Here is a 13,753-nt window from a genome sequence, read left to right on the forward strand (position 1 = left end):
GTAATTGGGGACTTGTTATTTCCACCTCTCTTGCCAGTTCTGATACATTTGTTCTATCATCACTTAATTAAAAACTTTCTCTTAAATTTTACGGATTACATTTAAGGTTATTTCTTGACCTTTTATGATTTTTTAATTAGTACGTACAAATTTTTCATTGACTAATTCACATTCCGAAAAACAGATGAATCCCCAACAAGACATCCAAACCAAATTCATAAAGCCAATGAAAGATAGTAACTACATAAAATAAGCCAATAGCTTTAAATCCTCCATAAAAAGGTGCGTAATTTGTCCTTTTGGGGTCACAAATTAAATCCCTAATATTACTGAAAATCAGTGATTTAGGGATTTTTTATTTTATAAATTGTACAATTTATGTACAGTTAATTACTTAGAATTGCAATTGATAATTAAATCCTCAAAATTACTTGCTAAACCTATTACCTATTTATCACCAAGGTAAAAACACAATAAAAGTACGGGGGGGACACCAAAAACTTTGTCGCAACACTAAAAACATTTAAGGTGGCTATGTCCCTGTAGAAGGAGAAATATATAAATTTAGGTATATGTAGTATAAGTGTATTAATATACAATATCATTAAACACTTAATAGACCTACTATTTAGTATCATCAAACGTACACACTACAATAAACAAGAACACATTAACTACTAATTAATGAAATAATTCAAATAGTTAATAAGCACTTTCTACTTAAACAATAAAATATCTTCAACAAAAAACAAAGAAAATACTTGCGTATATCAGATATTTTGTTTACTTCTGTACCGACAAAAATCAAAACTGTGAAAGTAACTACACACCCAGAAAAAAATAGTCCAATTTTATCTATTATGGATACTATTGAATTTATGAAGAGAATTGATTTAGATGTAAAAAAATTAGATCTAAAAATTTTACATAAAGCCTTTAAAGATTTTAGGTTAGATTACCACCCCGAGACAAATCAACTTCTACAACTTATGAAGCTTCCATAATAGCCAATAATGGTGTTATTACCACTACAGTGAATTTTACGAAAATATCATCTACAAAAATATATTGGAATGCGTCAGGTGTTGATTTAGAACTTGAAAAATTAAAATAAGAAATATATAAAAATATGATTTGGATTATTGTAATAGTAATTTTCCTTGCTTTTATTTTTTTTTCAGATAAACAGCAAGAAGCAAAAAATGTGCAACTGAGCGGTGGTTTCTATGTTAAATATGATGAATTGATAGAATACTTTTATACCATTCCAGAACTTGTAGTAGAAAATAAGGAAAAGATGAGGATAACTTTTGTGGCAAAAAATTATTCAGCCGTAACTCGCTTTACAGTAGCTCATGGCTTCGAGGACGTCACAATTTATTGGAGTCATAATAGCTCAGAGTTTGGTCAACACTCACTTCATTGGACATTTCCAGAAACTATGCCACAGAGTCACATGATCAGTTTAATTGAAAACGAAGTAAATCTTTATCAAATTAATGTTGTTAACCAAGTAAACTAGAAATGGATAAGTTCACTCCAGTTGGTTCAGTATATGACGATAGCAAACCTTTATCACAAGAACAAAAAAGAGCTACAGTTTTGTTTTTATTTTATCTTCTTGTTACTACTTTTTCAAAAGAAAACAGAAAATTAAAAAGACTATTTATTGAAAATTATGCTAAAGAAATTGGTATTAAGACCACCGACTGTTTGGAACTTGAAGGATTAGGATTTTTATCCATATTGAAAGATCTACCCGATCTACAGAAAGAATTTCTATTCTTACTCGTGTTTGAATATGCCAACTGTAACGGAATACCTTCTAGTCATGAATTATCAATCATTACTAGATATTTAAACCGACTACAGTTTAATGAAAATATTCTATTGCAGACAATTTACAAGCACAAAAAGATTAATGATTTAATAGAATAAGTCTATTAATAAGCACACAAAATTTACACTCTAATTAAAAAATTAGTACTCATGAAAACAAATTTGATTTTAACCTTAATACTTTTCTGTACGCTCTTTTTAAATTCATCTTATAGTCAAGGATCTTCAAGGAAAACCGATTATGAGACAAGCTACAATTATGCATTAAAATTATTAATTAATGGAGATTATGACAATTCCTTAGTACAGATAAATAAATCTCTAAAATTAAACCCTACCAATGCAGATTCTTACTATGTAAAAGGCAATATCTATGAAGGCAAAATGGACTATCAAAATGCATTATTTAACTATAAAAAAGCAATTCAATTAAATTCTAATCATATCGATGCAACCATGAAAGCAGCTATCATATATGGAAAGATGAATGATAAGCCAAACGCTTGTTTATACTTTAAAAAGGCATGTAATTTAGGAAACGACGATGCTTGTACTGGATATAAAAGATTTTGTAATTAGCGATTTATTTGCTATAAAATTTAATTGAAAAATAACGCTAAAGTCATCATGGGAAAGAAAAACAGAAAAACAGAAGATTACATACCAACAAAAACAATTATAATCAGAAAAAGTTCAATAATAAATCTAATAATATCTTTTGTTTTTGGGTTTGGGATATTATTTGGACTTGAACATTTAGGTGAATTCAGTTACAGACCGCTCAATGATGGAACTTTGTTGTCAATAAACTATGAAACATATTTTGACAATGAAATTGAGACTGAAGGAAATGGATTTCAAAAGATGGACATATATTATAAAAATGGAGAGTTCCATAAATATTCAAACAAGTTGTATTATTACGTAGAATCATTTAAGAAAGATGCCAAATTTGGTTTTCTAATATCAATCACTATCTTTTCCGTACTTTGTTTCTTTAATTATTTTAATTTCGAGCTAAAATAATCCATGAAAAAGCATATTTTATTATTTTCCAGTTTATTGATTGTTTCTTGTTTGTCTCAACCCAAAAAAGAAAACAAGAATATTACAATTGAGCAAAATGAGGTTATTGAAACAACTTCAAAGTTACCACTTAATTTAGATACGACTTCTGATCAATTAGAAAGCACTAACATTACAGATATCGCATTTGACGATACAAGTCAAGAAATGTCTATTAAAAAATTAGAATATTTACTGAATATGAAAAATGGAGATTTTCTAGATTGGTCTTCTAATAATAAATATTTATTCTATTCCACAAATGATTACGAGTCATTTAAATCTGTTGTCTATAAAAACGATACAAAGTACATTTCTTATGCAATGAAAAATGGAACTTCAAATTTTTTTTTTGGTAAGCTTCCAGACAACCGATTTGTCTGAATATTTATTAATAAAAAATAGTTGTGAAGATAATAATTACAAAGAAATTAAAACAGAAAGTTTCGAAAACACAATACTTTATTACTATCAGAGTAATTCCTTTAAATTAATGTTTAATTCTAAATTAAAGGAGAATTATACTGTTTACGCTGTAACACTAGAAAGGTTATAACTAGAATTAAAAACTAATAATAGTCTTGCTTATTTATTATGTAAGATTATGTAAATACTAACTTAAAAATTAAAAACAGCATCAACATAATTATCTCATGAAAATCAATTTATCCGTAAGACAAAAATACTTGATGATCAGCTTTTTTTTTGTTTTAGCTATAGCTGGATTTATGTTAAAACTACCAGTACCTTTTAGAAAAATTGATAAACAACTACATGCTAGTTTCTATTTCATAGCCGCTGCTTTTTTTAATGTATTATTCTTAAATACCAAAATTTTAAAGCACATAATAATTTTTATTGGATTAGCAATTTTCGGATTTATCATAGAGTTAGGTCAGGCATATTCTAACAAGTTTTTTCATAAAAAAATACACGGTCGCTTCGATATTCACGATATTAAGTGGAATATTACTGGTTTAGTTATTTTTACTTTCCTCTGGATGTTAATAGTACTAAAAATGTATTTTACTAAAAAAAACGATTTTCAAAATAAACAGTTTTAAAATATTATTTTGAGTATTAAATATCTTTGATCAAATTACTGATTCAACCTACTATATACCTCTTTTAACATATAACTCTTTACAGCTGCACCGAATTCTTTATCATTCATCATCTTGGCAAAAATATCTTGATTCTGCTCCATCCTTTCTATTGATTTATCTAAATATTTGTCATCAAAACCAAATTTAAAATTATCGATTGTATTAGATTTTGCTTGTAAAGACAAAGACTTATCTGCAACTAAATCTTCAATAATCTGGTCAAAAAATAGCTTATCAGCTGTACTAAAATCTGTTCCAAATTTTTTATTCAATACGTAAATTATTTCCGATAGTGCTGCTTCTTCCTCTTTTGACATTCTAATTCCAGCTGCTCCCCCACCTTCTAGTTCATAAACGGCTTGATCCTCCAATAAAATGTTATTGTCGGCTATTTTTTGTAATCGATAATACTCTAATGATACTTCATCACCTAATTTAAATTTATCGTTTTCACTTGTCCTAGGTAGTTTCTTAATTAGAAACTTAGTGTAGGTAAATAATTTCTCTAACTCGATATCTGTAAACGGCATTATTTGAGTTAAAAACGAATAGGTTCTAGTAAATACTTGTAAGGTGTTTTTAAGGTCTTCTTGTGTTCCTTCTGTTCCAACTACATTATCTTTTGATGCTTCCTGTGGTAATGCTTTAAATCGCTCTACAGCTGGATCTACATATGAATTTAATTTACCTTGCTCTGAAACCGATAAAGATTTAGCTGATTTAAAAAATACATTACAAAAATTATCTACTTCTGATTCCCAAATGATTTTAGAGTTATCAATTAATGATTTTAAGTCGTATAAATGATTGGGGTCTGAGTTTTCTTTAATAGTCGTTAACTCATAATACGGTTGAAACGAGTTTAGAATATCTTCATTATCATTAGCAAAATCCAGTACAAAAGTATCTTCTTTTCCAGCACACATTCTATTTAAACGAGATAAGGTTTGTACTGCTTTTACTCCAGATAGCTTTTTATCCACATACATAGTATGCAACAATGGCTGATCGAAGCCTGTTTGATACTTATCAGCTACCAGCAATAATTGATATTCATCTGAACCAAATTTCTTAGGTAATTCCTTTTCAGCAAAGCCATTTAATTCTACTTCAGTCACACCAGCTGGTGACATATCATAAATTACTTTACCAGAGAAAGCAACAATGGTTTTTATATCCGTGTATCCCTTTTCTTTGATATATTTATCAAACTCTTCTTTGTATCTTACAGCATGTAGTCTTGAACTACTTACTACCATAGCCTTGGCTTTACCACCTATTTTTTTTGACACAATCTGTCTAAAATGTTCTACCATTACCTCCGTTTTTTGGGCTAGATTATGAGGATGCAATGACATAAACCGACCAATGGCTCTAGCTGCTTTTTTCTTGTTCACTTTTGGGTCATCTTCAATTTCTTTAGATAACTTGAAATAGGTTTTATAAGTAGTATAGTTTTTTAGAACATCCAAGATAAAACCTTCTTCAATGGCTTGTTTCATTGAATATAAATGAAACGGTTCTGGTTTATCATTAGCTCCTTTTGTACCAAACACTTCAACTGTTTTTGGTTTTGGGGTAGCGGTGAAACCAAAGAAACTTAAATTATCTTGTTTACCTCTTGCGAGCATAGATTTTCTTATTTCGTCTTCGGCATCTTGTTCCAGTCCTGTGTAGGCTTCATCTTTTTCTGCTTCCTCCAATGATTTAGATGATAGTACCTCCTTTAGTTTCTTAACACCTTCACCACCTTGTGAACTATGAGCTTCATCTACAATTACAGCATATTTTCTGGCTGGTAATTCGCCAATTTTCTCTAAAATAAACGGAAACTTTTGTAAAGTAGTGATAATGATATTTGAACCAGCCGTAAGTGCATCAGCTAGTTGTTGTGAATTTTTATCTATTTTTTGAACCACACCATCTTTATGTTCAAATTGATAAATGGTATTTTGTAATTGTGAGTCTAATACTTTTCGATCCGTAATTACAATGACTGAATCGAATATTCTATTGTTATCAGCATCATGAAGGCTAGATAAACGATAAGATAACCAAGCTATTGAATTAGATTTTCCTGATCCAGCTGAGTGTTGAATTAGATAATTTTTTCCAGCTCCATTTACTTTGGCATCACTGGTTATTTTACGAACTACTTGCATCTGGTGAAACCTCGGGAATATGATAGTTTCTTTTTTCTTCTTTATACCATTAAGTTCAAAGTCTTCAACACTAAGGTGAAGGAACTTACCAATGATGTCCATGAAGCTATCTTTACACCAAACTTGTTCCCATAAATAGGATGTTCTGTAGCCGTTTTTATTAGGTGGATTACCTGCACCGTTGTTATACCCTAAATTAAAAGGCAAGTAACGTGTTTTCTTCCCATCTAATTTGGTGGTCATGAATGCTTCATCCGTATCTACAGCAAAATGTACTAGTGTTCTTTTTTTAAATTGAAAGATAGGTTCATTAGGCTCACGGTCATACACATATTGTTTTTTAGCATTATCTACAGACTGACCAGAGAACTGATTTTTAAGTTCGATAGTAGCAATTGGTAGTCCATTTAAGGACAAAACCATATCGAGGGAGTTCTTGCCCACACGCTCGTAATAAAGCTGTCTAGTGACCGATAAATGATTTAATAGATATTGTGTTTCTGCTTCAGGATTAAGTGAACTTTCAGGCTTAAAATAAGCCATTTGAAACTTTACCCCATAATCAGTAAACCCTTTTCTTATTACATCCAGAACACCACGAAGTTCAATTTCTTTTACCAATCTTTGAATGACTTTTTTCTCTACTTCATCTTTATGAATATTGGCTAGTTTACCCCAAGCCACTGCTTGTGATGTTTTAAGAAAATCAGTGATATAAGTAGGAAACAATCCTAGTTGCGTATCAAAATCTAATGATAGTCCTTTGGTATAACCTCCAAAATCTAGTAAAGATTCTTCAATTGCTGCTTCAAAGGTCAGTTCTGTATGTATTCCTTTTGCCATAATTCAATCTATTTCTTATTCTTATTGCTCTTAGAGAATTACTAAAATATACTCCAAGTATAGCTAAAGTATATCTAAAGTATATCTAATTTATCTAAACAACCATGCTTTTTAGCTATACTTTCTTCCAAACAGGATATCTGTTAGTACCTGTGTTTACAATGGTTTGATCTTTCTTTGACATTGCATGTACTAGATTTTTAACTTTATTTGCTTTTTTATTTTCATCTAAAATATCTGGAAGTATATCTAAAATCAACTTATCAATATCTTGTTTTGTAGCTGTCTTATATTTATCAAGAAATTCAAGTATCATTTTCTTGTAATGATCATCTTTCAACCCTCTTAGTTTAATATAATCACTACGTTCTCCTGTTACATTAGCCATAGATGCTGAGATATGCAAATTAGATTTTCTTCCTTCAATTAGTCCTAGTTTTTTTAGGTGTTTGATTTCATCATCACTCATCGCAAATGATTTCTGAAATCGATCTAACAGAACAACTGTTTTTAAATCTAAATCTGTTTTTGCCATCAGTAACTTGGTGTAATTCTCATCCCAAATTCTACCAGCTATTTTAACCACTACTTTTTTTGTATCAGACAAATCAAAATCAGGCATCGGGAAAAATCGATTTTTTTGTGTAATAAACATTCGTTTTATACCGCTACCAATGGTATCAATCATATTTAAATTTACCATTGCATCAGCCAGAAATTGATTTCTATAATATTCTTGTGGTGCATCTTGCTGTATAACCGTTTCTATATTTTTAGGAAGAAAACTACCAACGTTAGAAAATATTAGTTCATCTGGTTTTTCAACAACCGTAATGCGTCCTTGTAAATTATAATCTTGATGAGCAATACAGTTGTGCAATGCTTCACGTATTACAAAAGAATCATACATTTTAACTTCGGTAGGAAAGAGTGAATCATCTTTTATGTATCGATAGGTTAAGTTTCTAATCCTTGAGAAAACTTCAGAAGAATTCAGTAAGAACGGAACACTAAAATGTTCATAATCTAACTCTAGGTTATGCTCGTCTTTTAAAATCCAAGAAATTTTAGCTACTGCTGGATTGATAAAATGGGATGCTTCTTCTCGTCCTAATAATAAAATAGCGGTATTGGTAATTTTACCTTGGATTGTGATTTTTAATTTGTTTAAAAAAGTAATATCGTCCCAAGTCTCACATTCAGTTGCTTTTTTTGGATTTTTCTCTTTGTATTCTTGTCGAGCTTTACCAATTGCTTTTGGGTCTAAGTCGTCTATTGTTGCAGTAGGTATTATTTGTGCCGACCAATCTATTTTAGTACTTTGACTCCTAATAGTTTCTAATTCAACCAAATTTAAAGCACCAATTTCTTCACCATCACGACCAAAGTAATGCCCTTCCCAAGCGACGGGAATACCTTTTGGTGCTGGTGGAATTTGAAAAGCAATTACTCTGCCTTCGGGATAAGTAATTTCGTGAATTTCAGTAAATGTGATTCGATTGGTAATTTTGTTGGCTATTTCGGCTTTTAAACTATCTAAATCTGCTCTGTTTTTTCTATATTCTGAACCCACTATAAGTCTTGGGACTGGTTTGTCTTTAATTCCAAAAAGCAACCAAGCTGATTCTTGATTTTTTAGATTGGCTTCGTTAGATAGTGCCGAAAAATATTTACCCAATTTACTAAAGTCATAATTCGTTTTGGCTTCTTTGAACTCCACACACTCCGTTTCCGAAATTTGATTTCGAAAATGATTTATCAATAATTTTAAATCTGCTTCACTCATACTCTTTCTCTTTAATTTAAAGCAACATCCCTAACATCAACTTTACCAGTAACTACTTCACTAATCAGTGCCGTTTTGTATTCTTTTAATAACTCGATTTCTTGTTGAGATTTTTCAATTAATTTCACAATTTCAGAAGCTTTATCCTTAATATAATCTGCAATTGCTATTTGTTCGGAAATAGGTGGGACTCCAACATATATGTTACTAATAAACTTATCCCAACTTGCTCTTGGCATTTTACTTCCGTAAGTTGAATTATCTACAATTGTGATAATCATCTCGGAAATTAGCCGCTGATATAAAAAATCAGGTGAAACATCATTTTTTGCTCTTAGTACCAATAATTCACCAACGCATCCGCCATCTCTACTTGTTTTTACAACTTTAGCTAAATACGGTCTGAGTTTGTTAAATAATATATCATTGGTCTCAAATAGTATAGCGTCACCTTCCATCTTATTTTCAAATGGATTACCAATGATTTCACCTGTCCAATTTGTAATATTTTCTAGAGCAAGAACATATTCAGGTTTTTCAGTTGCTCTAACATTAATTAAATCACAGATATATTTGATTTTCTTCACCTCCCAATGCTCAGGAATTTCACCTAGCCATTCAATACCCGAATCCTTCATCTTAACAGTTGGGTTAAGACCTTTCGTTACGGCTTGGTTAATCACTGCGGTACGTTCTTCTTGTAGTAATTCAATGAAACGCTTTTTTTTATTGATGAGTTGGTCTATTTGTGTGGTTTTTTGATCTAGGTAGTTGGCTATTGTAGTTTGTTCGTCTAACGATGGAATGGTTAGTAGTAAATTATTCGTTTGAGTTTGATTAAAAATTGGCAACGTAGCTGACGAAGCTTCCATAACTATTATATCTTTTATGGTTGATAAAAAATACATGTAAAATTTAGGAATATATTCATTCTTTAGAATAATAGCATTTATTTGTTGATTTGAAGAACAAGCTTCTGATACAATCCCAATTTTGCCAACGGTGGCTCCAATGCCAATTAATAAAATAGAATGAGCTGGGAATAATTTACATTTATTTTCATTAATAGCTAATTGTGATATTTTTCTCTTTGAATCCTCTAATATTAAATTATCAAAATCACCAGGACCAAACCAATTAATTTCTTTTGGCTCAAAATATTGTATTTCTTCTGAAGGTGGTGTAGAGCCAGTTTTTACCGTTTCTACAATATGTTTAAGACGTTTAACTTCCCAATGTTCAGGAATCTCCCCAATCCATTCGATTCCAGAATCTTTATAGTTATCGTATTTCTTTAATTCCATAACGGTTCATTTTCCCAGTTAAATAATTTCGCTTCCATAGTACTAGGTATTCCCATAAATTGGATCGGTGTGTCAGGATATTTTTTTATCAAATCAATAAAGTGCTGTTTGATATGATGTGATGGGTTGGCTGTATTCAATAAGTATTTAATAATACAAAGTGCGTAAAAAGTTCGATTGGTTACATTTTCGAATTCACCACTTATCCATGGCATTTTTGGTTTTAGTAACCACAACGGCTCTATGGCAATTTCTCTGTTCCAAAGTCTTCCATGATGTCCACAAATATTTCGAACATAGGTCAAAGTATGTAACCATGAAGAAAAAACAGCATGGTGTACACCAAAGTCAGTAGCGATATTTTGTTTGTCTACATTATCTTTTAAACCGTTGTATAGCTTTGATAATTGCCCTAAAGTTAGCACTTCTAAACACATCCATGAAGGTGGGTTTGTAGGCTTATTATAGGTGTTTTTGTAATGTTTAATAAAGGTTTCAGGATGTTTTTCCTTGGTGCTTTTGCCAATCATGTCTTGTATTTCACTAAAAATATCAACGGTAAAAAATTCTCCTGTTTTTCTGTTTTTTAATCGGTGCGGATCTTTATAGATTTTAGCATTGTCTTGCCAGTGAGATCCATACTTATGGGACAACTGATACACCATTCGAGCTCTAAAAGACACTTCTAATCTTTCGATTGCATTGAAAATTATCAGTCTTAACTCTCTGTCAAAAAGGTAAAGATTCAATATATGAGAAAAGGAAGCTCCCTCATTGAAAACATCTTTGTCATTTTGAAATGGAATCGCATAAGCACTTAATCGGTAATAGCTAATGTTAGTTAAGTATCTTATAGCACGTGACCTATCCTCTAGCTTTAGACCTCGACTTTTCCAAAGTTCAGCTTGCTCTAAATGGGTTAATGGGGGTTTGTTATACTCCATAAGTCAATCTTTTAAAATGAAAAAACCTCCCAAGTGTGCTGTATAAATACAAGCCTGGAAGGTATATTATTGTGAATTCGAAAGAATAGTCTATGTGAAAAGAAGCTACTGCTTCTAAGCGGGGTGCAAATGTATAACTATTTTTTATCATTATCTAATTTTTTTATTCCAGCTATTAACCAATAACATTTTTAAGTAGACCATCTGTTTCTTGCTCAATCGCCATGATGTCCTTACGAATTTCATCCAATGAACGCAAAGGTTTGTATTGGTAGAAATACTTAGTGAAATTTATTTCATAACCAATGTTGGTTTTAGTTTCATCAATCCAAGCATCTGGAACATGTGGTAAGACTTCTTTTTTCATGTATTCTTGAATGTCCATTGTTAATGGGATATTCTCAGTATCACGTAAGGAAGAGTTGGCTTTTGGATTGCCTTTTTTGTCGGTTACGATTTGCCCTTTGGCATTGCGTTCTGGTCGCTCTACTGTAACCTTGGCATAACCAAAATCTTTGTTATTAAATATCTTAGAATACTCGTTGGGTTTGAAATCACCGTATATTTTAGTGATCTCAGCTATTTGCTTATTGCTTATCTCATTACGTTTATTACCCAATGATTTACTCATTTTTTTAGAGAAATCAATAGCATTAATCAATTGAACTTTTCCTTTACGTTCTCTAGGTTTTTTATTAGACACAACCCAAATATACGTACTGATTCCTGTATTATAAAACAGTTGATTAGGAAGTGCAATAACAGTCTCTAAGAGGTCGTTTTCTATAATCCATTGACGAATACTACTTTCGTTTTTAGACTTGCTAGGCGAGCCAGAAAACAGTGGCGAACCGTTGAACACTAATGCTAGTCGTGAACCACCTAAATCAGCTGGTTTCATCTTAGCCATTAATTGCATTAAGAACAAAAATGAACCATCACCTACAGAAGGTAATCCCGCTCCAAATCGTCCACCATGACCAAGTTCTTCATGTTCTTTCTTTACTGGTTTGGCAAATTTTTCCCATTTTACACCAAATGGTGGGTTGGTTATTAGGTAATCAAATTTATGATTGTCTAATTGATCATCAGAGATACTATTCCCTTTCTTGATGTTAGAAGCATTTTGCCCCTTAATCAGTAAATCTGACTTACAAATCGCATAGGATTCTGGGTTGAGTTCTTGACCAAACACCTCTAAACGGGCATCAGGATTTAACTCATTTAAATATTCTTCGGCTACAGATAACATCCCACCAGTTCCAGCACAACAATCATAAATAGTTTTAGTGATTCCCTTGGTAGTTAAAATCTCTCTATCATTAAGGAACAAGATGTTTACCATCAATTTGATTACTTCACGAGGGGTAAAGTGTTCCCCAGCCGTTTCATTAGAAATCTCGGCAAACTTTCGAATCAGCTCTTCGAACATATAACCCATTTCCATACTTGAAATACGGTCTGGATGTAAGTCTACTTCTTGAAAACGCTTTACTACCATGAATAACAAGTTATTGTCATCCATTTTATTGATTTGGTTATCAAACTCAAATTGTTCGATTATTTCTCTAGCATCCTCAGAGAATCCATTGATATAGTTACGAAGGTTGGCAGCAATATTATTAGGGTCAGCAACCAGTTTATCAAAGCTGAATTGGCTGCGGTTATGAAAATTGTATCCAGCAGTTTTATTAAGAATTGGGTCTAGGTTCTCAATAGTAGTAGTCTTAAGTTTATCAAATTTCTTTAAAACATCCTCTTTGCTTACCTCTAAAACACAATCTAATCGTCTCAGAACGGTTAAAGGAAGTATGATTTTACCATAGTCACTTTGCTTATAATCACCTCTTAACAAATCTGCAATTGACCAAATAAAATTGGCTGATTCTTTAACGTTTTTCATATTTTATTTTAAATTCTAAAAAGGTAAATATAGCATAAGTTAACGATTTTTTGACTGTATATAATTACAAATCATGTAAATTATCCTACTACATTATCATTTGATAATAGGTTAAAGAAATTATTTTAAGATCGTAATACCAATACCCACTTTTAATGATATTTTGACTTAAAAAAACAAGCTTACCATTTTTTACTTCCAAACTTCTGATTTAATCGTGGGGATAAATCCAAGCTTGGATATGCAAATAAAACTTGCAGTATAAGTTAAGCTACATTTTTGTAATTAATTTGATTGTTAAATTCTTCAATAGTTGCATAATTCAAAGCAGAGTGTCTCCTTTTTCTATTGTACCAAATTTCAATGTATTCAAAGATCTCCAGTTTCATTTGTTCTTTAGAAATCAGTTTATTCCCATAAATCAATTCCGTTTTCAAAGATTTGAAGAAGCTTTCCGCCACAGCATTATCCCAGCAATTTCCTTTACGACTCATACTGCGAGTTATTTTTTTATAGGAATCAAGAACATTTACAAACTTTTTACTGGCATATTGGACACCTCTATCAAAATGAAAAATCAAACCTTCATCGACATCTCGGTTTTTAACCGCCATTTTCCAAGCTCCAAGCGTAGTTTCTTCTGTATTCATTGCGTCACTTAAACTCCAACCAATAATTTTTCTGTCGTATAAATCCATAATAGTGGTCAGGTATACAAACCCCTCTTTAGTTTGGATATAAGTACTATCCGAAACCCAAACTTTTGAAGGCATTTTTACAATAAACTCTCTATTTAATACG

At 31.3% G+C, this 13,753-nt stretch carries 12 protein-coding genes; 6 read left to right on the forward strand and 6 right to left on the reverse strand.

Going from position 1 to position 13,753, the window contains the following annotated elements:
• Positions 1 to 1,129: 1,129 nt before the first annotated feature.
• The 6 genes from AP058_RS00230 (at position 1,130) to AP058_RS00255 (ending at position 3,968) form a co-directional block, all read left to right on the forward strand.
• Positions 1,130 to 1,522 carry a hypothetical protein gene (locus AP058_RS00230; RefSeq protein ID WP_066305398.1) on the forward strand — a complete coding sequence of 131 codons (393 nt, stop codon included), beginning with the start codon at positions 1,130 to 1,132 and terminating at the stop codon, positions 1,520 to 1,522.
• A gap of 2 nt (positions 1,523 to 1,524) precedes the next feature.
• Entirely contained in the window at positions 1,525 to 1,938 is a 414-nt protein-coding gene (locus AP058_RS00235; RefSeq protein ID WP_066305401.1) for a hypothetical protein, read from the forward strand.
• Positions 1,939 to 1,989: 51 nt separating this feature from the next.
• Positions 1,990 to 2,418, forward strand: coding sequence for a tetratricopeptide repeat protein (locus AP058_RS00240; protein ID WP_066305403.1), 429 nt, complete (start codon positions 1,990 to 1,992; stop codon positions 2,416 to 2,418).
• A 48-nt stretch (positions 2,419 to 2,466) separates the two neighbouring features.
• A complete protein-coding gene (locus AP058_RS00245; protein WP_157492514.1) occupies positions 2,467 to 2,865 on the forward strand; it encodes a hypothetical protein in 399 nt (132 codons plus the stop codon).
• Positions 2,866 to 2,868: 3 nt separating this feature from the next.
• On the forward strand, positions 2,869 to 3,288 hold the full coding sequence (locus tag AP058_RS00250; RefSeq protein WP_066305405.1) for a hypothetical protein: 420 nt from the start codon (positions 2,869 to 2,871) through the stop codon (positions 3,286 to 3,288).
• Between the two features lie 269 nt (positions 3,289 to 3,557).
• Positions 3,558 to 3,968: a hypothetical protein gene (locus AP058_RS00255; protein ID WP_157492516.1), complete on the forward strand. Its 411-nt coding sequence runs from the start codon at positions 3,558 to 3,560 to the stop codon at positions 3,966 to 3,968.
• A 35-nt stretch (positions 3,969 to 4,003) separates the two neighbouring features.
• Here the strand turns inward: AP058_RS00255 and AP058_RS00260 are convergent, their stop codons facing one another.
• The 6 genes from AP058_RS00260 to AP058_RS00285 form a co-directional block, all read right to left on the reverse strand.
• Positions 4,004 to 7,015 (reverse strand): type I restriction endonuclease subunit R, encoded by a 3,012-nt coding sequence (locus AP058_RS00260; RefSeq protein WP_066305409.1) that lies wholly within the window; start codon positions 7,013 to 7,015, stop codon positions 4,004 to 4,006.
• Between the two features lie 115 nt (positions 7,016 to 7,130).
• Positions 7,131 to 8,801, reverse strand: a complete 1,671-nt coding sequence (locus AP058_RS00265) for an RNA-binding domain-containing protein (protein WP_066305414.1) — start codon at positions 8,799 to 8,801, stop codon at positions 7,131 to 7,133.
• A gap of 11 nt (positions 8,802 to 8,812) precedes the next feature.
• Positions 8,813 to 10,105, reverse strand: coding sequence for a restriction endonuclease subunit S (locus AP058_RS00270; RefSeq protein WP_066305417.1), 1,293 nt, complete (start codon positions 10,103 to 10,105; stop codon positions 8,813 to 8,815).
• On the reverse strand, positions 10,096 to 11,049 hold the full coding sequence (locus AP058_RS00275) for an Abi family protein (RefSeq protein WP_066305420.1): 954 nt from the start codon (positions 11,047 to 11,049) through the stop codon (positions 10,096 to 10,098). Before AP058_RS00275 ends, AP058_RS00270 begins: the two co-directional genes overlap by 10 nt.
• A gap of 175 nt (positions 11,050 to 11,224) precedes the next feature.
• The gene (locus AP058_RS00280; RefSeq protein ID WP_066305422.1) at positions 11,225 to 12,952 is read right to left on the reverse strand and encodes a class I SAM-dependent DNA methyltransferase; all 1,728 of its coding nucleotides are present in this window, start codon (positions 12,950 to 12,952) and stop codon (positions 11,225 to 11,227) included.
• Positions 12,953 to 13,218: 266 nt separating this feature from the next.
• Positions 13,219 to 13,753 (reverse strand): IS3 family transposase (locus AP058_RS00285; protein ID WP_066305425.1); only part of this gene is annotated, 535 nt, incomplete at its 5' end.

The organism is Flavobacterium sp. TAB 87 (assembly GCF_001529295.1).
In the GTDB taxonomy this organism is placed as follows: domain Bacteria; phylum Bacteroidota; class Bacteroidia; order Flavobacteriales; family Flavobacteriaceae; genus Flavobacterium.